The 22,084-nt window shown below is 64.9% G+C and carries 21 protein-coding genes and 2 pseudogenes; 9 read left to right on the forward strand and 14 right to left on the reverse strand.

The annotated features are described in order from the left end of the window. Positions 1–103: 103 nt before the first annotated feature. Together IVB24_RS00430 and IVB24_RS00435 are read right to left on the reverse strand one after the other, a co-directional pair. Positions 104–400: a hypothetical protein gene (locus tag IVB24_RS00430; RefSeq protein ID WP_247771711.1), complete on the reverse strand. Its 297-nt coding sequence runs from the start codon at positions 398–400 to the stop codon at positions 104–106. Next, positions 397–675 carry a hypothetical protein gene (locus IVB24_RS00435; RefSeq protein WP_247771712.1) on the reverse strand — a complete coding sequence of 93 codons (279 nt, stop codon included), beginning with the start codon at positions 673–675 and terminating at the stop codon, positions 397–399. The genes IVB24_RS00430 and IVB24_RS00435 overlap by 4 nt, the downstream gene beginning before the upstream one ends. A gap of 437 nt (positions 676–1,112) precedes the next feature. Here IVB24_RS00435 and IVB24_RS39995 point away from each other — a divergent pair, with 437 nt between their 5' ends. The 3 genes from IVB24_RS39995 (at position 1,113) to IVB24_RS00445 (ending at position 3,454) form a co-directional block, all read left to right on the forward strand. Further along, the gene (locus tag IVB24_RS39995) at positions 1,113–1,247 is read left to right on the forward strand and encodes a hypothetical protein (protein WP_256471549.1); all 135 of its coding nucleotides are present in this window, start codon (positions 1,113–1,115) and stop codon (positions 1,245–1,247) included. Between the two features lie 314 nt (positions 1,248–1,561). Next, the gene (locus tag IVB24_RS00440; protein WP_247771713.1) at positions 1,562–2,902 is read left to right on the forward strand and encodes a DUF2235 domain-containing protein; all 1,341 of its coding nucleotides are present in this window, start codon (positions 1,562–1,564) and stop codon (positions 2,900–2,902) included. 306 nt (positions 2,903–3,208) lie between these two features. Further along, entirely contained in the window at positions 3,209–3,454 is a 246-nt protein-coding gene (locus IVB24_RS00445; RefSeq protein ID WP_162308859.1) for a PilZ domain-containing protein, read from the forward strand. A 41-nt stretch (positions 3,455–3,495) separates the two neighbouring features. Here the strand turns inward: IVB24_RS00445 and IVB24_RS00450 are convergent, their stop codons facing one another. From IVB24_RS00450 to cobS, 5 genes are all read right to left on the reverse strand, one after another. Continuing rightward, positions 3,496–3,903 (reverse strand): hypothetical protein, encoded by a 408-nt coding sequence (locus IVB24_RS00450; RefSeq protein WP_094973540.1) that lies wholly within the window; start codon positions 3,901–3,903, stop codon positions 3,496–3,498. A gap of 139 nt (positions 3,904–4,042) precedes the next feature. Further along, positions 4,043–5,155, reverse strand: coding sequence for an NADH:flavin oxidoreductase/NADH oxidase (locus IVB24_RS00455; protein WP_247771714.1), 1,113 nt, complete (start codon positions 5,153–5,155; stop codon positions 4,043–4,045). 133 nt (positions 5,156–5,288) lie between these two features. Next, entirely contained in the window at positions 5,289–6,371 is a 1,083-nt protein-coding gene (locus IVB24_RS00460) for an esterase-like activity of phytase family protein (protein ID WP_247771715.1), read from the reverse strand. Continuing rightward, positions 6,368–8,269 carry a cobaltochelatase subunit CobT gene (cobT, locus tag IVB24_RS00465; protein ID WP_166476816.1) on the reverse strand — a complete coding sequence of 634 codons (1,902 nt, stop codon included), beginning with the start codon at positions 8,267–8,269 and terminating at the stop codon, positions 6,368–6,370. Before cobT ends, IVB24_RS00460 begins: the two co-directional genes overlap by 4 nt. A 139-nt stretch (positions 8,270–8,408) precedes the next feature. After that, on the reverse strand, positions 8,409–9,407 hold the full coding sequence (gene cobS, locus IVB24_RS00470) for a cobaltochelatase subunit CobS (protein ID WP_094973544.1): 999 nt from the start codon (positions 9,405–9,407) through the stop codon (positions 8,409–8,411). A gap of 297 nt (positions 9,408–9,704) precedes the next feature. On the opposite strand from cobS, the gene IVB24_RS00475 reads away from it, so the two are divergent. After that, positions 9,705–10,364: a DedA family protein gene (locus IVB24_RS00475; RefSeq protein WP_247771716.1), complete on the forward strand. Its 660-nt coding sequence runs from the start codon at positions 9,705–9,707 to the stop codon at positions 10,362–10,364. Positions 10,365–10,686: 322 nt separating this feature from the next. Here the strand turns inward: IVB24_RS00475 and IVB24_RS00480 are convergent. Beyond that, positions 10,687–11,178 (reverse strand): annotated as a pseudogene (locus tag IVB24_RS00480) (SAM-dependent methyltransferase). A 116-nt stretch (positions 11,179–11,294) separates the two neighbouring features. Beyond that, a pseudogene (locus tag IVB24_RS00485) lies at positions 11,295–11,509 on the reverse strand (citrate synthase); the annotation flags it as partial. A gap of 215 nt (positions 11,510–11,724) precedes the next feature. Between IVB24_RS00485 and IVB24_RS00490 the strand changes: the two are divergent. The 3 genes from IVB24_RS00490 (at position 11,725) to IVB24_RS00500 (ending at position 14,188) form a co-directional block, all read left to right on the forward strand. Continuing rightward, on the forward strand, positions 11,725–12,735 hold the full coding sequence (locus IVB24_RS00490) for an aldo/keto reductase (RefSeq protein WP_247771717.1): 1,011 nt from the start codon (positions 11,725–11,727) through the stop codon (positions 12,733–12,735). A gap of 110 nt (positions 12,736–12,845) precedes the next feature. Continuing rightward, positions 12,846–13,706, forward strand: a complete 861-nt coding sequence (locus tag IVB24_RS00495; protein ID WP_247771718.1) for a VOC family protein — start codon at positions 12,846–12,848, stop codon at positions 13,704–13,706. Between the two features lie 56 nt (positions 13,707–13,762). After that, complete coding sequence (locus IVB24_RS00500; protein WP_247771719.1) at positions 13,763–14,188, forward strand: putative quinol monooxygenase; 426 nt, start codon at positions 13,763–13,765, stop codon at positions 14,186–14,188. Between the two features lie 45 nt (positions 14,189–14,233). Here the strand turns inward: IVB24_RS00500 and IVB24_RS00505 are convergent, their stop codons facing one another. Both IVB24_RS00505 and IVB24_RS00510 read right to left on the reverse strand, forming a co-directional pair. Then, the gene (locus tag IVB24_RS00505) at positions 14,234–15,139 is read right to left on the reverse strand and encodes a LysR family transcriptional regulator (protein ID WP_140482194.1); all 906 of its coding nucleotides are present in this window, start codon (positions 15,137–15,139) and stop codon (positions 14,234–14,236) included. A 107-nt stretch (positions 15,140–15,246) separates the two neighbouring features. Further along, positions 15,247–16,476, reverse strand: coding sequence for a citrate synthase family protein (locus IVB24_RS00510; protein ID WP_247771720.1), 1,230 nt, complete (start codon positions 16,474–16,476; stop codon positions 15,247–15,249). An 80-nt stretch (positions 16,477–16,556) separates the two neighbouring features. Here IVB24_RS00510 and IVB24_RS00515 point away from each other — a divergent pair, with 80 nt between their 5' ends. Next, positions 16,557–17,651 (forward strand): citrate synthase/methylcitrate synthase, encoded by a 1,095-nt coding sequence (locus IVB24_RS00515; protein ID WP_247771721.1) that lies wholly within the window; start codon positions 16,557–16,559, stop codon positions 17,649–17,651. A gap of 224 nt (positions 17,652–17,875) precedes the next feature. Here the strand turns inward: IVB24_RS00515 and IVB24_RS00520 are convergent, their stop codons facing one another. Then, positions 17,876–18,847, reverse strand: coding sequence for an IS110 family transposase (locus IVB24_RS00520; RefSeq protein ID WP_247769734.1), 972 nt, complete (start codon positions 18,845–18,847; stop codon positions 17,876–17,878). Between the two features lie 740 nt (positions 18,848–19,587). Further along, positions 19,588–20,223 carry a DnaJ domain-containing protein gene (locus tag IVB24_RS00525; RefSeq protein WP_094973551.1) on the reverse strand — a complete coding sequence of 212 codons (636 nt, stop codon included), beginning with the start codon at positions 20,221–20,223 and terminating at the stop codon, positions 19,588–19,590. Between the two features lie 157 nt (positions 20,224–20,380). On the opposite strand from IVB24_RS00525, the gene IVB24_RS00530 reads away from it, so the two are divergent. Then, positions 20,381–20,650, forward strand: coding sequence for a BolA family protein (locus IVB24_RS00530; RefSeq protein WP_094973552.1), 270 nt, complete (start codon positions 20,381–20,383; stop codon positions 20,648–20,650). 30 nt (positions 20,651–20,680) lie between these two features. Here the strand turns inward: IVB24_RS00530 and IVB24_RS00535 are convergent, their stop codons facing one another. Then, entirely contained in the window at positions 20,681–22,033 is a 1,353-nt protein-coding gene (locus IVB24_RS00535) for a hemolysin family protein (RefSeq protein ID WP_094973553.1), read from the reverse strand. Between the last annotated feature and the right edge of the window lie 51 nt (positions 22,034–22,084).

Raw genomic sequence — 22,084 nt, forward strand, 5'->3', positions numbered from 1 at the left:
GGACTCCTGTCTTACGATGGGTGCGCGCCCGCATCCGCCTTCGCCGAAGCTTCGGCGAGACAGGAGCGGGAGAGGTGCAGCGAGACCGCCGCCGGGACCGGCTTCAGCTGTCGCCGCTGAGCTTGGCGAAATCGTCGAACAGGGCGGCGACCAGCGCGCGGTGGCGGGTGTCTTCGGTGGGCAGGCTGGCGGCATAGAGGTTGAGCAAATAGCGCGCCTTCACCGCGGCCTCCGCCCACGAGGTGGCGGGCGCCGACATCATGCGGTTTTCGAGGTCGGCCTCGCGCTCGCGCAGCTCCCTGACATTGTTCTCGACGTCGGCCAGCGCGCGGCGCAGGTCGGTCGCCTTCTGGGCGGCCATGCCGCGATGCTTGTCGAGGTCGACGGGGATGTCAGTCATGGGCGCGGCTCGTCTCCTGGGAATTGCGCGTCGGCCGCCTGCGCGTCGGCAAGGTCGACCGAGCCGATCGACAGCATCTCGGTTGCGCCCCGCACGCCTTCGGACGGCACGGTGATCATGGTGGCAATGCGGCGCCAGGATGCAAACGACAGGCCGTCGATCATCTCCTCGTCGGTGACGACCTCGTAGGCGCCGGCCGGCAATTCGCGCGCGATGCCGCGAATGTGGACCGGATGCCTGAATGTGATGGTTTCGCGCCGCGAGCGGATGGTCATGAAAGCCTCCCTTGCGCTGGTCAGGCCCCAACCGACGTGGCTACGCGGAGCATGCGCCGGTTGGCCCATAATAGCCAGCATTATCGCGATCCGCGCCTGCCTTGGCGCCGCGTCACGCCCGCGCGCGCGGCGTTTTAGGCCTCGCTATCGGTTTGGCGCGGGCGTAGGCTCGCCTGCATCAGCGCATGCTTCCGCCTCGCAACGGGTGGGAGCCGAGAGTCACATGCGCCGGGGCCGGTGCCCTGTTCCGTGAACGCGACCGGCGAACAGGCCGGCGCGAAAATGTCTCGTGCGGCCAACTTCGACGCAAAGGCCTGCAAGGCCAACGAGCCCGCCCTTCGCGCGGGTGCTGCAATCGGACGAACTCGAACCCCCAAGACTCGAACCCCCAAGAGTCGAACTCAAACACTCGAACCCCCAAAGAGGAGACTGACGTCATGGCCAAGGGACAGCAAAAGGGCAATCGCGAAACCAAGAAGCCGAAGAAGGAAAAGGCCAAGGTGATCGCCGCCGCGCCGAACCGCAAGGACGCCGCCTGGCAGCCGGATTTCGGGCCGGGGAAGAAGAAGTAGGGCGCGTCTTTCGCCATTCTGCGCCTCACGCAGGACGAATTTCGATCGCGCGATCTCGCTTGCGGCCATCCTTCGAGACGCCCGCCTTCGGCGGGCCCTCAGGGATGAGGAGCGGAGTGCGTGGCGGCAGCATCAACGAGCGACAATGCTGTTCAGCCTCATCCTGAGGAGGCGCGTCAGCGCCGTCTCGAAGGACGAGGCGTGCGCTCCGGCAGCGCAAAGCGTTGGCGCCGCGAAGGCAGAAGCGCCGTCTCCTCCCCGTCGCGCTTTTCGGCTATGCTCGCCCGGGTAGCATCACCGGGAGGGGTTGACCTGTGGAGCGCGAGCGCAAATCCGAGTCGAAAAATCTCGTCATCTGCTGTGACGGCACCGGCAACGAGATCTCGGAGAACATCTCCAACGTCCTGAAGCTGTATCGCTGCCTGCGCAAGACCGACCGGACGCAGCCGCGGCAGATGGCGTTCTACGATCCCGGCGTCGGGACGGTAACGGAGCCGACGACGTGGCACCGCTTGAAAGCCAATATCAATCTGGTGCTGGGGCTCGCCACCGGCTACGGGCTCGATGACAACGTGCTCAGCGCCTATTGCTTCCTGGTCGAGCAATATGCGCCGGGCGACAGGATCTATCTGTTCGGCTTCTCGCGCGGGGCCTACACGGTTCGCGTGCTGGCGGGGCTGATCCACAAGGTCGGGCTGATCAGGCCGGAGCAGGCCAACCTCGCAGGCTCGGGGCTCATCGCCTATAAGCAATATTCCGGCACCGGGCACGGCAACGACGTCGAGGACCTCAGCGACGTCGATTTCGACGAGCAGGGGCCGCTGCCGAAGGACCAGTTCGACCTCGCCGCCCAGTTCGCGCGCATCACCTCGACGCGCTGGCCGACCATCCATTTCATCGGCGTCTGGGACACCGTGGCGAGCGTGATCGTGCCGCGGCGCGATAATTTTTTCTTCCTGTTCAGCCTGGAGGAGCTCGCCTTCACACGGCGCAATCCGAGCGTCAGGACCTTCCGGCAGGCGATCGCGATCGACGAGCGGCGTCGCATGTTCCGCCTGAACAAATATGAGGAGCCGCAGGAGTTCTGGAGCAACCGCTATGTGCCCGACGAAAAGAAGGTGCCGCAGGACATCCTGCAGGTGTGGTTCGCCGGCGTGCACAGCGACGTCGGCGGCGGCTATCCGGAGGCTAGAAGCGGCGACTCCAAATATCCGCTGATCTGGATGATCGCGGAGGCGGAGAAGGCGGGGCTGAACTTCAACCACGCGACCATCAGGCAGCTCGCCTGGGGCATCCAGCGCAAGAACTCGCCGTTCCAATATGTCGCGCCTGATTACACCGGGAAGACCGGCGTGCTGCACGATTCCATGACGGCGGGCTGGCGGGTTCTGGAGTTCTTTCCGAAGCGCGCGAAGTTTCGGGAGTGGCCGGAGCGGAAGGTGTTTCTCGGCCTGTACATCCCCGATTGCGAGCCGCGCCTGATCCCCGAAGGCGCCCATGTGCATGAGAGCGTGCTGAAGCGGATCGCGGTGGAGCCGGACTACCGACCGGTGAATTTGCCAAAGGACTATTTGACGGTGCCGATGCCGGTGGAGCTTGCTCCGCCTCTCCCGCTTGCGGGAGAGGCCGACGCGCTCGCAGGGCGCGGCGGGTGAGGGTTCTCACCACTCGGGGGCGCCCTCCACAATTCTCGACAATCCCGATGCGGAGACAGCCCCCACCCCAACCCTCCCCCGCAAGCGGGAGAGGGAGCCGACCGCCGATGCGGCCGCATCTTGCACGCCAGATGCGATAGCCCTGCCTGGAGGCGGGAGGGCCCCACCCTGTTACCTTCGCTTTCTGCCCTCGCCGCTACTTTTCATTAAAATTCTCCCGCCCGCTTTAGCCGGATCGCATCGATTCATCCGCATCATTCTGCACAGGATCCGCCGCTACGCCTGCGGAATTGGAGGAGAGTGCCAATGTATCCGCGTAAATATGCCCGCGTGAAGCCTGCAGGGCTGGTGTCGCGCCAGGCCAAGATCATCACCGACCCGCGCGCGCCTGTGATCACCTGCACGCTGATCGACTATTCGCCCGGCGGCGCCTGCGTCGATCTCGGCGGCCAGGTGAAGATTCCCGACAGATTCGAGCTGCTGCACGTCAACACCAAAAAACGCTGCCGCATCGCCTGGAAGCGCGGCACGCGGGTGGGCGTGGTGTTCTAGCGGGACGTCTTGCTTACCTCCCTGGGAGGGAGAACAGAAAGCTACTTCCGCATCCTCGCTTTCGCGCCGCCGACGATCTGCATGGCGACGCCGGCGATCCAGCCGAGCAGGGCAAGCCAGGTCCATGCCAGATGCGGCTCGAGGCGAAGCACGATGACGGCGACGGAGGCGAGCGCGGTGAGCGTGGCGCAGAGCGTGCCGGCGGCACTGAGGAATTCGGCGGCGTCGATCTCGCTATGCGCCTCGTCGAACGGCAGTTGCGGCGTGTCGATGCCGAGATAGAAGCCGACGAAGCCCAGCACCATCATCAGCAGCAGAAAGCCCTGCGTGGTGAGCGCCGATATCGCCGCTCCCACATAGGCGCCGACGAACAGCCCGCACGCCGCGCCGGCCATCGCAAGCCCGACGCGCTCGAACACATGGGCGGTTTTGCGAACACGAAAACGCATGGCGGGCCTCCGCGAGGAGTTGGGTGGAGGCAAGGTTAGGCCAGTTTTGCGCGAGGTGGAAGCTGAGGAGATTTACGGAGGGGGTGAGTCGGCACCTCTCCCCGTCTTTACGACGTTCTTGCGGGGAGAGGTCAAGAAGCTACCGCGCCCCGAATGTGGTCTTGCCGAACAGCGCCTTCTGCGTCGAGGGCTGCGAGCGCCAGTATTGCGGCGGGGCTTCGACCTCGCCGCCGACATCGGCGGCCGCGTGCCAGCCCCAGCGCGGGTCGTAGAGCATGCCGCGGGCGAGCGCGACCATGTCGGCCTTGCCGGATGCGACGATCTCCTCGGCCTGCTTGCCCTCGGTGATCAGGCCGACGGCGATGGTCGGCAATCCGGTCTCGCGCTTGATGGCCTCTGCGAACTGCACCTGATAGCCGGGGCCGAGCGGAATCTTCTGCAGCGGCGAGACGCCGCCGGAGGAGGCATCGATCCAGTCGACGCCGCGCGCCTTCAGCGCTTTTGAAAATTCGATGGTCTGGGCCAGGTCCCAGCCGCCCTCGACCCAGTCGGTCGACGACACCCGCATGCCCACGGGCTTGTCGTGCGGAAACACCGCACGCACCGCGTCGTAGATCTCGAGCGGGAAGCGCATGCGGTTTTCGAGCGAGCCGCCATATTCGTCGGTGCGCTTGTTGGAGATCGGCGACAGGAACTGATGCAGGAGATAGCCGTGCGCGCCGTGCAGTTCGATGGCGTCGATGCCGATGCGCTCCGCGCGCTTCGCGCTGTCGACGAAGGCGTCGCGGATGCGCTTGAGGCCCGCGGCGTCCAGCGCCAGCGGCGCGGCCTCGCCCTCCTTGTGCGGCAGCGCCGACGGCGCCACCGTCTGCCAGCCGCCCTGGGCCACCGGAATCAGCTGGCCGCCGTCCCAGGGCCGCGCGCTGGAGGCCTTGCGGCCGGCATGGGCAAGCTGCATCGCGATCGCGGTGGTGGAATGCTTGCGCACCGAGGTGAGGATCTGCTTCAGCGCGGCCTCGGCGGCATCGCTGTAGAGCCCGAGGCAGCCCGGCGTGATGCGGCCGATCGCCTCGACATGGGTCGCCTCGATGCAGAACATCGCCGCGCCCGACAGGCTGAGATTGTTGATGTGGGTGAAGTGCCAGTCGGTGGCGACGCCGTCGTCGGCCGAATATTGGCACATCGGCGATACCACGACACGGTTCTTCAACGTCAGGCCGCGCAGCTTGATCGGGGAAAACAGGACGCTCATGCGGGGAGTTCCAGTAAGAGGGGCAATGCGAGGAGTGTAGTGAGCGACGCGCGGATTGCCAGCCGTGCGGGGGAATGGCGGGTAGCCCCGGCGTGCATTCCGGCAATCATTCGTCGCGAGACGGCGCCGCCGCCTATTCCACCAGCGTGAATTGCAGCAACAGGGTTCGCTGCAGCATCGAGAAATTGTCGTCGGAGATCAGCGTCAGCACGGTCTCGCCCTCGCTCGTGACGTGGGCGTCGATGCCTTCCATGTTGTCGACCTCGTGGCCGAGATCGGCGGCGAACAGCGCGGGGCCGTCGACCAGCGCACCCGGCGCGATCGACTTCAGCGGAATCGAGCGGATGCGGATGTTGACGCCGGTGAACCAGGAGAATTTGCGCTCGAGGATCAGAAGCTCGCCGGAGGGCAGCAGCACGGCATCGCTGATGTCGTATTTCTCGGTGCGCCGCACGCTGAACTGGCCGGGCGTGGGACCGCCGATCAGGAAGGCTGTGAGGTTGCCGTCGGCGTCCAGCCCGCGCTCGGAGAAGGCGATCAGGGTGCCCGCCAGCGGCATGTTCCGGTCTTTGCCTTTGGGCACGACGACCAGCGCCTCCAGCCCCTTGTTGGAGGGCAGCTTGCGGATTCCCGCCGGCACCGGCACCACTTCGCCGCGCGCGCGCGTGCCGCCTTTGGAGAAATCATAGCGCAGGATCTGGTTGACGCGCTCGAGCCCGACATAGACGACGTCACCCTCGCGCGTGATCGCTTCCGAATCCCACCACAGCCGCTTTTCCGTGATCGGCCGCCCCTCGGCGCCGAGCAGCGGCGCGGCCTCGACGTCGTCGAGCCCGGCCATCTTGCCGCCGGAATAGCGGATGCGACCGGTGAACCAGCCGCCCTGGTCGGAGACCGCGAGGAAGCCCTCGCCCTTGGCGTCCAAGCGGATGCCGGACAAGCCGCCAAAGCCGCGATAGGGCGAGGTCAGCACCAGGCCGCTGCGATAGTCCAGCGAGCCGAAGCGGGTGCGCGTGCGGTCACGCGGCTCGAAATTGGGAATGGCGCGTGCGTTGACCTCGACGCTGACAGGCTCGACGACGGCGTTCTCGACCTGCAGCGCGCGCGGCGGCGGCTCGGTCGCCACCTGCGCCCGCGCCAGGCGGGAGACTGCGAGAGTGGAAAATCCCGCCGCCGCATAGCCAATAAAGCTGCGACGGGACGATTGCGTGCTCACGAATGCAATTTGCGTCGCGGGCGGCCGGGTGCTTGCGTCGGCGCGGTGTTGGTCTCGCTGAAGAGCTCCGCGAGCTTCTCGGTGATGGCGCCGCCGAGCTCCTCTGCGTCCACGATCGTCACCGCGCGGCGATAGTAGCGCGTCACGTCATGACCGATGCCGATCGCGATCAGCTCGACCGGCGAGCGGGTCTCGATCTCCTCGATGATGTGGCGCAGATGCCGCTCGAGATAATTGCCGGGATTGACCGACAGCGTGGAATCGTCGACCGGCGCACCGTCCGAGATCATCATCAGGATCTTGCGCTGCTCGGGCCGGCCCAAGAGGCGCTTGTGCGCCCAATCCAGCGCCTCGCCGTCGATGTTCTCCTTCAGCAGCCCCTCGCGCATCATCAGGCCGAGATTCTTTCGCGCACGGCGCCAGGGGGCGTCGGCGGATTTGTAGATGATATGGCGGAGATCGTTGAGGCGGCCGGGATTGGCCGGCTTGCCGGCGGCAAGCCACGCCTCGCGCGATTGCCCGCCCTTCCAGGCGCGCGTGGTGAAGCCGAGAATTTCGACCTTGACGCCGCAACGCTCCAGCGTGCGCGCGAGAATGTCGGCACAGGTCGCCGCGACCGTGATCGGGCGCCCGCGCATCGAGCCGGAATTGTCGAGCAGCAGCGTCACCACGGTGTCGCGGAACGTCGCCTCCTTCTCGTGCATGAAGGACAGCGGCTGGTAGGGGTCGATCACCACGCGCGACAGCCGCGCCGGATCGAGGATGCCCTCTTCCAGATCGAACTCCCAGGCGCGGTTCTGCTGCGCCATCAGCTTGCGCTGCAGCCGGTTGGCGAGGCGGGCGACGATGCCCTGCAGATGCGCGAGCTGCTTGTCGAGATAGGCGCGCAGCCGCTCCAGCTCGTCGTGGTCGCAGAGGTCTTCGGCGGCGATGACCTCGTCGAACTTGGGCGCGAAGGCATGGTATTCCGGCCCGCGCGGCTCGTTCTTGCCGCTCGAGTTCGGACGCGTCGCCTCGCCCGGCGTCTCGTCGTCGCCGAGCTCGCCGTCGTCGAAGGTGTCGGAGGTCGAGGCCTGCGCGCTTTCCATCGCGCTCTCGCTCATCTCTTCCGAACTCGCCTGCGCCTGGTCGGCGCTCATCTCCTGCGCGGCGTCGGAATCGGGCGAGCCTTCGGCGCCGGACTGATCGTTGTCGCCGTCCTGGTTCTCGTCGTTCTCGTCATCGTCTTCGCTGTCGGCGGAGCGCTCGTCGCCGATATCGAGCGCCGTCAGCAGATCGTGCACGGCATCGCCGAACCGGGTCTGATCCTCGACCAGGGTATCGAGCCGGTCGAGCCGCTTGCCGATCTTGTCTTCGAGAATGGGACGCCAGAGATCGACCATCTTCTTCGCGGCGGTCGGCGGCGCCAGGCCGGTCAGGCGCTCGCGCACCAGCATCGCCAGCGCGTCCGCCAAGGGCGCGTCGGCGCGGTCGGTGATCTCGTCGAACTTGCCGCGATGGAAATGGTCGTCGAGCATCGCGGTGAGGTTCTTCGCAACGCCCGCCATGCGGCGCGCGCCGATCGCCTCGACGCGAGCCTGCTCCACCGCCTCGAACACGCCGCGCGCCTGCGGATTGCCCGGCATCAGCTTGCGATGCAGCTTGGCGTCGTGGCAGGCGATCTTCAGCGCGATGGAATCGGCGTGTCCCCGCACGATCGCGGCGTCGCGCTTCGTCATCTTGCGCGCGGGCTCGGGCAGCCGGGCCTTGCCCGGCGCGAGGCCCGGCCGCTCAGCGGCGAAGCTGACATCGAGCTCGGGCGACTTCGCGATCGCCTTCAGGCAGGCCGCAACCGATCGCTTGAACGGCTCGGTCGGGGCTTCCTTGGTGTTACGGAACTTGCTGTTGGAGGTGGTCATTTCACCCTATCCGTCGTCCCGGCGAAAGCCGGGACCCATAACCACCGGCCGTTGTCGGCCAGGAAAACCATCGGCGTCGCATCATCGAGAGACCTCGCGGTAATCGCCCCGGCCTCGGCCGGGACGATACCGAGAGAGATCAGGACAGCGCCACATTTACCGAGGATTCCGGCAGCTCGGCGTTGAAGCAGCGCTGGTAGAACTCGGCAACCAGCGGACGCTCGAGCTCGTCGCATTTGTTGAGGAAGGTGACGCGGAACGCGAAACCGATATCGCTGAAGATGTCGGCGTTCTCCGCCCAGGTGATCACCGTGCGCGGGCTCATCACCGTCGACAGATCGCCATTGGCGAAGGCGTTGCGGGTGAGGTCGGCGAGGCGCACCATTTTGTTGACGATGTCGCGGCCTTCCTGGGTGCGATAGTGCTTGGCCTTCGCCAGCACGATCTCCACTTCCTCGTCGTGGCTGAGATAGTTCAGCGTGGTGACGATCGACCAGCGGTCCATCTGGCCCTGATTGATCTGCTGGGTGCCGTGATAGAGGCCCGAGGTGTCGCCGAGGCCGACGGTGTTCGCGGTGGCGAACAGCCGGAACGACGGATGCGGCTTGATCACCTTGTTCTGGTCGAGCAGCGTCAGGCGTCCCGAGACTTCGAGCACGCGCTGGATCACGAACATCACGTCCGGGCGGCCGGCGTCGTATTCGTCGAACACCAGCGCGACGTTGTGCTGCAGTGCCCACGGCAAAATGCCGTCGCGGAATTCGGTGACCTGCTTGCCGTCGCGGACCACGATGGAGTCCTTGCCGACGAGATCGATACGGCTGATGTGGCTGTCGAGGTTGACGCGCACGCAGGGCCAGTTCAGGCGGGCCGCGACCTGCTCGATATGGGTGGATTTGCCGGTGCCGTGATAGCCGGTCACCATCACGCGGCGGTTGCGGGCAAAGCCGGCGAGAATGGCGAGCGTTGTGGCGCGGTCGAAGCGGTAGTCGGAATCGACTTCGGGCACATGAGGATCGACTTCGGAATAGGCGGGGACTTCGAGATCGCTGTCGATCCCGAACACCTGACGCACCGACACCTTCATGTCGGGCAGACCGGAAACTTCCTCAACTTTGGACATGGCGGCGGTCGTCATCAATCCTCCGAGGTCCCGGGCGGTCCCGAAACCGGTTATTCGCACGTTGGCTGCGGCTGGGTGCTGAATATCAACTTATCAGAGACAGCTGGCCGGCAGAAGCCCGCCCTCCAATCAAAGTTCCACTGTCTTTTCATTTAGATAGGCAAGGAACGCAGTTTTTGGAGGGCTGCCTTGCGAATCACGCTCGAATTTCGGGCGGGAGGGCGGCCCTGCCTGCGCGAATGGCACTTTCGCCGGCTCCGCTTACTTATGTAGGGTCCAAGCCCCAGTGCTCCAACCCTCCACAGAGACGACGTGACGTCCTTCCTCGATCCCCTCATCTCGTTCGTCTCGGCCCATCCGTGGCTGGCCTATCTGACCCTGTTCCTGGCGGCCCTGCTCGAAGCGGTCCCGGTGGTGGGATCGGTCATCCCCGGCTCGACCATCATCCTGGCGCTGAGCGCCCTGATCCCGGGCGGGGAATTGAAGCTGCAATGGGTGCTGCTGGCGGCGGCGGTCGGCGCCGTGCTCGGCGACGGCTCGGCCTACTGGATCGGGCACCGGCAGCAGCGCGAGATCCTCAACACCTGGCCGCTGACCAATTATCCCCGCGTGGTCGCCGAGAGCGAAAGCTTCTTCCACCGCTTCGGCACCTGGGCGGTGTTCTTCGCCCGCTTCGTGCCGCCAATCCGCGCCTTCGTGCCTGTGACATCAGGCGCGCTCGGCATGGCGCCGGCGAAGTTCTACGCGGTGAACATCCCGGCGATCCTGGTCTGGGCGCCGGCGCACGTGCTGCCGGGCGTGCTGGCCGTGTCGGCCCTGCATGAATATGCCGGGCTGCATCACGATGGGCATGTCGGCAAGCATATCTGGATGCTTGCCGTCATCGGTGGTGCGACCATTTTGGGGCTGGCGATCTGGTTCATCCGCCGGCGGAACGGCAGCGGGATCGCGCGAGCCAAGCCACAAGCGTAGGACAGGTGCTCTTTCGCGCTGGCCAACACATAACCGGCCTCTACGAGGTAACGAGCGGTACCGTGCGGCTTGCGCGCGTTGATCCCAAGTGGCGCGAGACCGTTCTTTACGTCGGGGCCTCCGGGGAAATGCTCGCCGAGGCCTCACTGTTCGCCTCGGCCTCAAGGGCAGGATCAGGCTTGCACAACCGCCATCGCACATATGATCCGGATCATATGTGAAACGGAGCCCGGGGCGTATTCGGGCAACAAGGCGCGGTAAGAGTCATTAGTGGATTTGGTCCGTCCGGGGTCGCTGCCGGAGCGGCTGACCGTGCAGCGGCTCAGACGCAGCGCTTGAACACGCTGAATTGGAATGATTGATCCGCTCCCCAAGGGGTTGCATGGATATGCCTCGCGTATCGACAAGCTCGAAAAGGGGCCCAAGGATTTTGCCAAGGCTCGCCGGGTCGTACCGCACTATTTGAAGGCCACTGCACCGCTCTGGACCATCAAGCGCGAAGGTCGCAATGATGGCGTACCCTCCCACTTTCAAGGCCCTCCGAGGCACGGCCCCCAAGGCGGGCCTTGGCTGGCTGAAGTGCGGCATCGGATAGATCGAGAACGGTTACATCCTCAAAGCCTCGATCAATGAGATGATCAACCAGACGTGACGCGCCACCACCAATGTCTATGATGGCCGAAGCAGGTGTCGCGCCAACTTGTCCAATCAGGTCGATTGAAGGGGCTGGGCTCTCCTGAAACCAGCTGACTTCGTTCTCGCCCTTCTGGGTATAAACGCCCTCCCAACGGGCTTGACGGCCTTCACTTTGCATCGCTTGTTCCTTTACCCGGGACCGAAGGCAAAATCACGCAAGTCGGCTTCACCGCGAGAAGCCGATGACCCGCACCTGTGAGTATGCTCTGGACCACTGGATTCCACGACGGCCGTCCTCCGCCCCGGCGCGGGTCCCACATAGCGCGCCGGCGGGCGGATCATCTTGCCGAATTGCAACTGCTCGCTGGCATGGCCGATCCTAGCCGACGCTGCGCGTCGTTACGAACATCGCGAGCTCTCTGCCCGCCGGCAGAGCACGCATCGCCGAGCGCCGCGACTCCATCATCGATGTTGACCAACTCGCCGGTCGCTTCCGCGAGCCACTCGGGACGTCGCAGGTGGATCTGCGTGGCACGCCGCGGTGTCGAACGGCTTCGCTTCCGCCTTGTCCTTGTTCGGCGCACGCGTGACACCCAACCTGTGAATTCAAATCCAAGGTGCTGAGATCAGCGCCCGGCTACTGCGCGCGTGGGACCGAATGTATTTCAACCATCGACGCCGGACATTGGGTCCGGAGAACAGGTCCGACGGAAAGGTCCGTACGATGGCTTTGAACGACATTCTGCCCAGCAAGCTTGGCTTTGGTGCTGCGCCGCTCGGCAACATGTTCCGCGACATTCCCGAGGCTGAAGCGCTGGCGACAGTCGAGGCTGCCTGGAACGATGGCATTCGCTATTTTGACAATGCTCCTTTCTACGGCGCCGGCCTCGCTGAGATACGCATGGGCCAGGCGCTCGCTGGCAAGCAGCGCGAAAACTATGTCATCAGCACCAAGGTCGGCCGCATCGTTCTCGACGAAATCGAGGGAAGCCCGCGCGACTACGGCGAAAAGGGCGGCGTGTTCGCGCATGGCCGCCCGAACAAGGTCGTCAACGACTATAGCGAGGACGCGACCTATCGTTCGATCGAGGACAGTCTGAAGCGGCTCAGGACCGATCACATCGACATCGCCCTGGTCCACGACGTCGCGCAGGATTTCTACGGCGATGAATGGCTGAGCATGTTTGAAAGCGCCCGAAAAGGCGCCTTCCGGGCCCTGCAAAGGATGCGGGACGAAGATGTGATCAAGGCCTGGGGCCTAGGCGTGAACCGGGTCGAACCGATCGAACTCCTGCTCGAACTCGACGAACCGCGCCCCGACGCCTTCCTGCTCGCCGGCCGCTATACGCTGCTCGACCACGACCGGGCGCTCCAGCGCGTCATGCCGATGGTGGCCGAGCGCAAGCTCGGGATTATCGTCGGTGGCCCCTACAGCTCGGGCGCGCTCGTCGGCGGCCCGAACTTCGAATATGCACCGGCAACAGCGGCGATCATCGCCAAGGTCGCAGCGATCAAGGCGATCGCCGATCGTCATCGGATCAGCATGAAGGCGGCCGGCCTCCAGTTCGCGCTGGCCAACCCCGCTGTGGCGGCCGTGATTCCAGGAGCCAGCCAGCCAAGCCGGATTGCAGAAGACCGCGCAGCACTGGAGCAGACGATACCCGCCGACTTCTGGCGCGAATTACGTGCTGCGGGTCTGGTCAACCCGGCCGCCCCCCTTCCTATCGCGGTCTAACCCCACAGGCTCAACACCAGCAACGCTCGCCGGTCGAAGCCCCGCTTCGCCCGGCTGGCCCCTCGCGTCCTCAATCGACGCGCTTCGATCCAACCAAGAGGAGAAAAACCATGCGTGACCTTGAAACGGACAAAGCAGCGGATCCCAGCCGCCGCAACATGTTGCTGACCGCCGGCGCCGCGATGATCGCGGGAGCCGCGACAGCGGGCCCGGTGCGGGCTGCCACGACGCCGGGCCGCGGGATCGACGGAATGTCGGCAGCCGAACGCAATGCCGGTCCGCTGCCGGTCCGCCTGCAGGGCGTTCAGCACTTCGGCTTGACGGTGCAGAACATGGAGCGCGCCTTCGAATTCTACACCGAGGTGCTGGGCGGCACGGAGGTGTTTCGCCACGGCGACTTCCAGGGTGATCCCGTACAGAACACGCTGCTCGCCGACCAGGAGATCCGCGCAAACGAACTGCATGTCGATCCGCAGACGATCGGCGTGCCGAACCTTCGCGACGGCGATCAGCGGCTCGACGTACGTTTCGTCCAGTTCGATAATGTCGTCATCGAGCTGCTGCAGTATCGCAACGCGCAGGAGCCGATGGGCAGCGCCAACAGCTTCGCGCCGCCGGTACAGAACATGAGCCCGGCCTACCCGCGCATGATGCACATCTGCTTCTACGTGCGCGACGATGTCGACTTCAACAAGTTCATCACCGACCTCGAAGCTGAATCCGCGCGCCGCAGAATGACGCAAGTGCGGGCCAACCGCATCATCCGTGTCCGGACCGAGGCGGAGCGCAAGAGTGCCCCCGAGAACACTAACACCAACAAGGTGACGGTCGCCCCATCGGATGGCTGGGAATTGATCTATTGCAAGGGCCCGGAGGGCGAACAGCTCGAATTCGTGAAGGCGCTCGGACCGGTGAAGCAGCGCTTCGCCAACGCCCTCGCCGCTCGGCAACGGACGCTGACCGGACAGTGACGAGCCGGCACAGCTGGCTGCCGTCTGCTTCTCTCTCTGCAAAAGGAATCAGGACAATGAATCTCGGATTTGCAAAATCATGTGTGCTCGTCACCCTGCTTGGAGCCGGCGCGATTGCCGCGTCCGCTCCGGTGCGGGCCAAGGAGGCGAGCGGCATCCGCTACGCCCAGATCCCGACCGGTGCATACTCGATCGTCGCGGAGGTGCGTGCCAAGCCCGGCAAGGAGGCCGAGCTGCGTGCGGCCACGTTGCCGCTGATCGCACAGGTGCGCAGCGATCCCAAGAACCTCGTCTATTTTCTCCAGGAGGACCGGGAGCATCCCGGCCATTTCGTCTTCTACGAGATCTTTGCCACGAAGGACGACTTCGAGGCACACAACGCCATGCCCTACGTCAAGGACTGGTTCGCCAAGCTTCCGGCGCTCGCCGAGGGCGGCGTCCAGGTCATGCGCATGGAAATCCTCGGACGCGACCGGCGCTGAGACGTTGCGCGGCCGGGGCAAACTCCACGCCTCGGCCGCTTCTCATTATTTTTCGGCGAGGAAGTGCTGCATGCGCGGCACTGCGAAATCGAGGAAAGCCCGTACCCTCGCCGGCTGCAACTGCGCGCCGCGGAACAGCGCATGGATCTCGTCGGTTACACCTATATCGCTGTCAGCAAGGAGCTCGACGAGTTCGCCACGCGCGATGGGCCCGCGCAGATGATAGTCGGCCGCCCGGACGATACCGACTCCGGCGATCGCCATACGGCGAAGCGTCTCAGCGTTGTTGGCGAGCAGGGACCCGCTGAGCATGCGTTCGACGATGCGTCCGCCTTCGCGCATCGGCCACAGCGGCATCGCGCGTCGGAAGTTGAAACCCAGGCAGTTGTGACGGACGAGGTCCTCCGGCGTTTGCGGCGTTCCGTGACGGGCGAGATAGGCGGGGGAGGCGACGATGCGCCGCCGGGTCTCGCCGATCCTGCGCGCCATCAGGTTGGAATCCGCCAGCTTGCCGACGCGGATCGCGACATCGGTGCGGTCGAGATAGAGATCGACCACCTCGTCCGACAGCGACAGATCGACGACGATACGCGGGTAAGCCTGAAAGAAAGCGGGCAGGATCGGCTCGAGCGCTGCCGTGCCGAACGTCACAGAGGCGTTAACGCGAACGATCCCTTCGGCTTCCGCGCCCCCCTGCGCGATCTGCTGCTCGGTCTCATCCAGCGAAGCGAGCAGCGCCTGGCTGCGCTCAAAATAGAACTGTCCCTCGCCCGTGAGCGCGAGCCGGCGCGTCGACCGCTCGATCAGGCGTACGCCGAGCCGGGCCTCCAGCCGGGCGATCAACTTCGAGACCGTGGACGGCGTCATCAGCATGAGACGGGCAGCTTCAGAGAAACTACCCGCCTCCACCACGCGTACGAACACCAACATCTCGCCCGCACGATTATCCATGCTGCTCCTGCACCCGGGTTTCAGAAATTGCGCTGCAATCTAGCAAAACGACGCCGCAAAGTCGCGCCAGCTTCGCTGCTGGAAGTCCTGCATGTGAACGCACGCCCTTAGGACTTCGCTTCCGCGCCCCCCGTCCTCCGCCCCGGCGCAGGTCCCACATAGCGCGCCCTTGGCCTGATCAGTTTGCCGAACTGTAACTGCTCGCTGGCATGCGCGATCCAGCCGACGCTGCGGGCCATCGCGAACAGAGCGAGCTCGCTGCCGGCGGGCAGGCGCAGCGTATGCACGAGCACGGCGAGCGCATAGTCGATGTTGACGAACTCGCCGGTCGCTTCCGCGATCCGCTCCGGCACTTCGCGCGTGAACTTTCGTGGCGCGCCGGCGCGCGAGAGCGCGTTGAGCAGCGATTGCGCGCGGGGGTCGCCGCGCTTGTAGACGCCGTGGCCGAAGCCGGCGAAACGTTCGCCGAGCGCGACGCGCTCGCGCACCATCGGGGCGACGTCGCGGTCGACCAGGGTCTTGACGAGCTGCGAGGCCAGCACGCCGGCGCCGCCATGCTTGGGGCCTTTCAGCGCGGCGAGACCGGCGATCACGGCATCATAGAGGTTCAGGCCGGTCGAGGCCGCGCAGCGCGCGGTGAAGGTCGAGGCGTTCAGTTCGTGATCGGCCAGCAGCACCAGCGCGCGACGGATCAGGTCGGGGGCGTGCTTGTTGTCGGCGGCCCAGGCCTTTGCGATCTGCTGATGCAGCGGCTCGGGTGACGGCTCTGAATTGAGCATGGTGGCGACGAGAAGACGGACGATACGTCCGCCGACCATGGCGCGGCCATCCGGTGCACGCGTAAACGCGCGGGGATCGACGCTCGCGGCCAGCGCGAGCACGGCGATGGCACGGTCGATCGGCGCGGCCCGGCGCGCGGCTTGCCCGATCATGCGCATCTCCTCGGAGAGCGCAGGCTGATTGTCGGATGCGAAGGGATCGACCTCGGAGACGTCCCAGAGCAGCGTCGCCGTGTGCTCCAGCGTGTCGTTCTCGGCGAGATCGACGCAGTTGACGCCGCGATAGATCGCGCCCTCCTCGGTGATGGTCGAGATCTCGGTGTCCATGACCGGCAGGTCGGCATCGAAGCTGCGCAGGCCGCGCGGCTCGGGCGATGGCACGCGGCGCTCCTTCAGGGCGCGGACGTCCTCGGCTCGGTAGCGGTTCTTGCGGGAGTCCGGCGTCGGCTCGGAGCGGATCAGGCCGCGGCTGACATAGGCGTAGAGCGTGGCTGGCGAGATCGCGAGCTCGGCCGCGGCCTCGCGGGCGGAGAGATAGAGCCCCTCGGGATTTTTCATATTGATTTATGTAATCAAGATTGATCAATCTGTCGAGAGGCCCGAATTTCCGTGGTGCAACGCAAAAGGAGATTTGGGCCATGAACATCCACCTCACCAAGAGCCAGATCGGGCTGGACGGCGTTCCGGCGGCGGAGACCGTGTTGAGCCATGTCGACGGCGAGCGCGGCGAACTGATCATCGCCGGCGAGCAGGTCGGCCGCCTGGCCGCTATCTCGAGTTTCGAGGGCGTCACTGCCCGGCTCTGGAACGGCGCCAGCAAGACCACCCTCACCGAAGCCGAAGTGCGCTCACACCTGGGCGCGGCACGCGAGCGCGCCTTCGCGCGGCTGCCGGACCTGCTGCCGGCGACGCGCGGCATGAGCGTCGTCGACGGGTTTCGCGCGGCGGTCGCAGGCCTTCGCGCTGAGAACGGGCTGGAGCACGATGCGACGATCGTCGGCGCATTTCCCGTGATCGCGGGCGCGCTGGTCCGGCGCGCCGGGGGGCTCGAGCCGGTCGCGCCCGATCCGAATGCGAGCCATGCCGCCGACACCTTGCGGATGCTGCGCGGCGCCACGCCTGAGACGCGCGAGGTCGCCGCGCTCGATGCCTATCTCGTCACCGCCAGCGACCACGGCATGAACGCCTCGACCTTCACCGCGCGTGTGGTGGCCTCGACGCAAGCCGATCTGTTCGCGGCGGTGACGGCGGGCTATTGCGCGCTCACGGGCCCGCTGCATGGCGGCGCGCCGGAACCGGTGCTGGAGATGCTCGACGCAATCGGCTCGCGCGAGCGCATTCAGCCGTGGGTCGATGCGGCGCTGGCCCGTGGCGAGCGGATGATGGGCTTTGGCCATCGCGTCTATCGCGTGCGCGATCCGCGAGCCGATGTGTTGAAGACCGCGGTCGAGGCGCTGGCCTCCAACGGCACCGATTTGCCCTTTGCCGGCGAGGTCGAGGCCTATATCCGCAGCGCGCTGCGCAAGAAGAATCCGGAGCGGCCGCTGGAGACGAATGTCGAGTTCTTCACCGCGATCCTGCTCGATGCGCTGGCGATTCCACGACAGGCGTTCACGCCGATCTTCGCAGTGGCGCGCGCCGCAGGCTGGACCGCCCATGCCCGCGAGCAGCAGCGGACCGGGCGGCTGATCAGGCCGAGCTCGTCCTATGTGGGCGCGATGCCGGAAGTTTGAGAGCGGATGTCTTTGCGAATCCGGAAATCGTAGCAACCATTAAGGTTCTCCCGATTTTCCGCAAGCATGACGCCGGGCTTGCAGCCGTCAAGGTGTGGCCTGGCGGCAGCGAGTTTGACGCGGGGCGTTCGCGACGGCCAACCTTGACGGCCGCGGCGCACGGCGTCGTCCAGGCGGAAGGTCGGGACGAAGAAACGGCCGCCTGATCGAACAAAGAAACGCGATCAGGTGGCGGGCAGCTTGGCAGTTTGAGGCGCTTCGGCGATCCACGGAGTTCCGCGGGCGACCACGGCGTTGATCGTGACGAGCAACTTTTTGGCGCAAGCGACCAGCGCGCATTTATGAGATTTTCCGGCGGCGATCAGCCTTGTATAGAGAGCCTTCATCTGCGGGTTCCATCGGGAGGATGCCGGAAGAGCCGCGTTGTAGAGCGCCCAACGCAGCCGCTCACGGCCACCTTTGATGTGACGGGCACCGGATCGTTCGCCGCTATCGTCGTCGTAAGGCGCCAGTCCACTGAGAGCTGAGGCCCGTTCGCGTGTGATGTTGCCGATCTCGGGCATCCTGATCAGGACGGCAGCCGCGGTCGGCAGACCGCAGCCGGCGACGCTGTAGATCAGATCGAGCCGTGCGGCGAGATCAGGATGCTTGCGGATCGCCGCCAGCAGCGCCTTGAACTCGGCTCGTTTGGACTTTGCCAACAGCGCGATCTGCGCCTTCCAAACCCCTTGAATCCGCTTGTCGCGGCAACTCTCGAGCCGGTTCTTCAGCCTTGCGATGTCTTCCGTGATCTGATCGATCATGGTCAGATGCTCGGCAAAGGGCTGCAACCGCGGATCCGGTGCAGGATGGATCGTCTTGACCGCGGCAGTGCACGTCGCGATCAGCGCCGCGTCGATCCTGTCGTTCTTAGCCAGCAGCAGACGGAACGTGGCATAGGCGCGGACCTGCTTCGGCTGAAACAGCACGACGACGAAACGCTTGCGCCGCAGCTCCGCAACGACCGCCTGCTCGTAGCCTCCACTTGCCTCGATCCCGACCCTCTTTACCTTGCGGCACTTCAACCACTCCACCAGCGCCTGGTGACCTCTTGCCGTGTTGTCGACCCGCAACTGCTCAGAGTTGCCATCGATCGCCACGTCGAGCTTGCGTTTGCCGGTATCGATCCCGGCACAGATCGTGTTACGCTTGGCCATCTTCCTCGACCCTCCCTTGTTATGCGAACCTGAAGTTCGTTCAACCATGCGGGTCCCGATGAAGTGCCGACCGCGATCTTGCTACGAAACGCAGCCCTCAAGGCTTCGGTGGGCATCGATCCGATCGATCGGCGGCCCAGCCAGGGTGGCCACCCGGGCTGGGCCATTCCTCACGGAACGGCGCCAATCCTATACCGATGCGCTAATACAAGGGTGGGTAAAGGCGCGAAGCGCCGTGCCCACCATCGCTCTCGATCGCAAAGAATGCGTGGGCACGCTTATGCTTTGCCCACTCTACGAGACTACAAACCTCGTCAAAACTGTCCATCGTCGCGCTTCTCGCGACATGCGACTAAAGGACTCAACGTCCAACTGGAACATGGAAGGCGCGCCGCGCATTCATGCTCGCCCCAATAAAACTCTTCAGGGGCGAACAAGAAAAGGAATGATAATGAAGAAGCTCACTTGCGCCCTCGCTGCGGGAACGCTGCTCGCTCTCTCGTCACTCGCAGCACCAGCCAATGCGCTGCCGGCTCACCCTATCCCCAGCGCATCGGTTTCCGGGGACGTCGTGAACGCACGCTATCATTACGCTCCGCGAAGAGTCTGCACCGTACGCACCGTCGTCACGCGCGGCTATCATGGACGCCGCATCGTCAAGCGCGTTCGCGTTTGCCGGAGCAGGTGACATTGAAGGTGCCGTCCGCTCACCAGCGGGCGGCATCCGGCGCGGTGAGGCCTTACGCCTCCCGCACCACGGTCTTCAGATAATTATACGCCTTGATGATTTCGATCAGGCGATCCTCGGTGGAGCGGTCGCCGCCATTGGCGTCGGGGTGGTGCTGCTTCACCAGCGCCTTGTACTTGGTCTTGACGTCGGCGAGCGTGGCGCTTGGGCCGAGGCCCATGACATGGAGCGCCTTGCGCTCGGCGTTCATGACCTTGCGCGTCTCGGCCTTGGGCGGAGCGTCCGGACCCTTCCGCCAGCCGGTGCGGCCGTTGAGCTCCTGGAACATACTGAAGGGATCGAAGGCGCCATCGATCTCGGCTTCCGCGCCCTTCTTGACGCCGCCATTGGCGCCCATCTTCCAGGTCGGACGATGGCCGGTCAGCGCGTCCTTCTGGTAGCGCGCGACGGCGTCGGCATTCATGCCGGAGAAGAAATTGTAGTTCTGGTTGTACTCGCGCACATGGTTCAGGCAGAAGTGCCAGTACTCGCGCTGGTTCTCGCGGCCCTTCGGCGCACGATGCGCGCCCTTGTTCTGGCATCCGGCCCATTCGCAACCGACCGCGGTGTCGCGCGGCTTCACTTCCGGCTGCTTGCCCCGCGGCTTGACGCGGATGGAGTCGAAGAACTTTGATGAATCGATCGGCATGGCTGACTTTGACTACGCAATGCAAAAACCTTCAAGTCTTGACATTGCAATTAGCTGACCACGGGTAGCCGAAGTTTCACTTCGGCGTCTTTGAAGTACGGCCGCCAAGGTGGCCTACGCAATTGACGGGGCGCTAGCGCACGTTTTAATGGCACTCATGGTTATGAAAGACACTATCAGCAACAAGTTGCAGGAAGCTTTCACGCCGGAAAGCCTGCAAGTCGTCGACGAGTCACATTTGCATGAGGGCCATTCCGGCCATCGGCCGGGCGGTGAGACGCACTTCCGCGTCTATATTGTATCCGATGCCTTCAAAGGGAAGAGCCGGGTCGAGCGCCATCGCCTGATAAATTCGGCGCTGGCCGCGGAACTGGCAGGCAGCGTGCACGCGCTGGCGATTCAGGCCAAGGCACCGGGGGAAGGTTGATCCGCCTACCCTCCAGGGGAGGGCAAGGAGTCAAAACGACGTCCCCGCCCGTCGCGGCTTGGCCCCTTCCAGCTCCGCCTCGCGCGGCACCGGTGAAATACGGAGCGCGGTGATGCGGTTGCGCTCGCGGCGCAGGACGCGGAAGCGGAAGCCGTGGAAGGTGAAGCTCTGGCCGCGGTCGGGGATCGAGCGCGCCTCGTGGATGACGAGGCCGGCGACGGTGGTTGCCTCTTCATCGGGCAGATGCCAGTCCAGGGCGCGGTTGAGGTCGCGGATCGGCACCGAGCCGTCGACCACGACCGAGCCGTCCGGCTGGGCCCGCACGCCGGCAACCACGACGTCGTGCTCGTCGGAGATGTCGCCGACGATCTCCTCGAGGATGTCTTCCAGCGTCACCAGGCCTTCGACCTCACCGTACTCGTCGACGACCAGCGCGAAATGGGTCTTGCGCCGGCGGAATGCCTTGAGCTGCTGGGATATCGGCCGCATTTCCGGCACGAACCAGGGCGGCAACATGATGGTGGTGACGTCGATGCGCGAGGTATCGCCGTCGGACGCACGGATCGCCCGCAGGAGATCCTTGGCATGCAGAATGCCGATGATGTTCTCCGACTTGTCGCGCCACAGCGGAATGCGGGTGTATTCGGTGGCCAGCACCTCCCGCACCAGCTCCTCGGGCGGCAGATCGGCATTGATCATCACCATGGCGGTGCGGTGAACCATCACATCGGACACCGTCAGCTCGCCAAGACGGAAGACATTGTGAATGTACTCGGCCTCACCGCTCTCGATCTTGCCGTGCACGGCCGATTCCTCGACCAGGCCCTCGATCTCGGAATCCGTCAGGATTTCGTGCTGCGAAAACTCCTGGACCCCGATCAGACGCAGGATCGTGCTCGAGGCCGCGTTGAGGCACCAGCTCAGCGGATAGAACACGAGGTAGGAGACATGCAGCGGATACACGATCCACTGCGACACCGGCATCGGCTCCCTGATCGCAAGCGTCTTCGGTACCTGTTCGCCGATGACGATGTGCAGCGAGGAGAAAACCAAAAAACCCGCCACGAACGAGGTGAAGTGCAGCGTGGCCTCCGACAATCCGAACGGACGGAGGACCGGGCTCAGCAGGGCGGAAACGGTCGGCTCGCCGATCCAGCCAAGCCCAAGGGAGGCCATGGTGATGCCGAGCTGACAGCAGGCGAGATAGGATTCGATGTTTCCCATCATGGTCTGCAGCAGGCGCGCGCCGAAGCGGTTCTGCTCGACCATGGCCTTGACGCGAAAGCCGCGGCTCTTCACCAGCGCAAATTCCGCCGCCACGTAAAACGCGTTGGCGGCGAGCAACAGGACCGCAAGCAGCAGATTGATCGAGATCGAACTCATGTTTGCCTCGCGGCCGCCTTGACCTTCCGCGCGCCTTCGCGGGCGGCCGAT

The organism is Bradyrhizobium sp. 192 (assembly GCF_023100965.1).
Taxonomy (GTDB): domain Bacteria; phylum Pseudomonadota; class Alphaproteobacteria; order Rhizobiales; family Xanthobacteraceae; genus Bradyrhizobium; species Bradyrhizobium symbiodeficiens.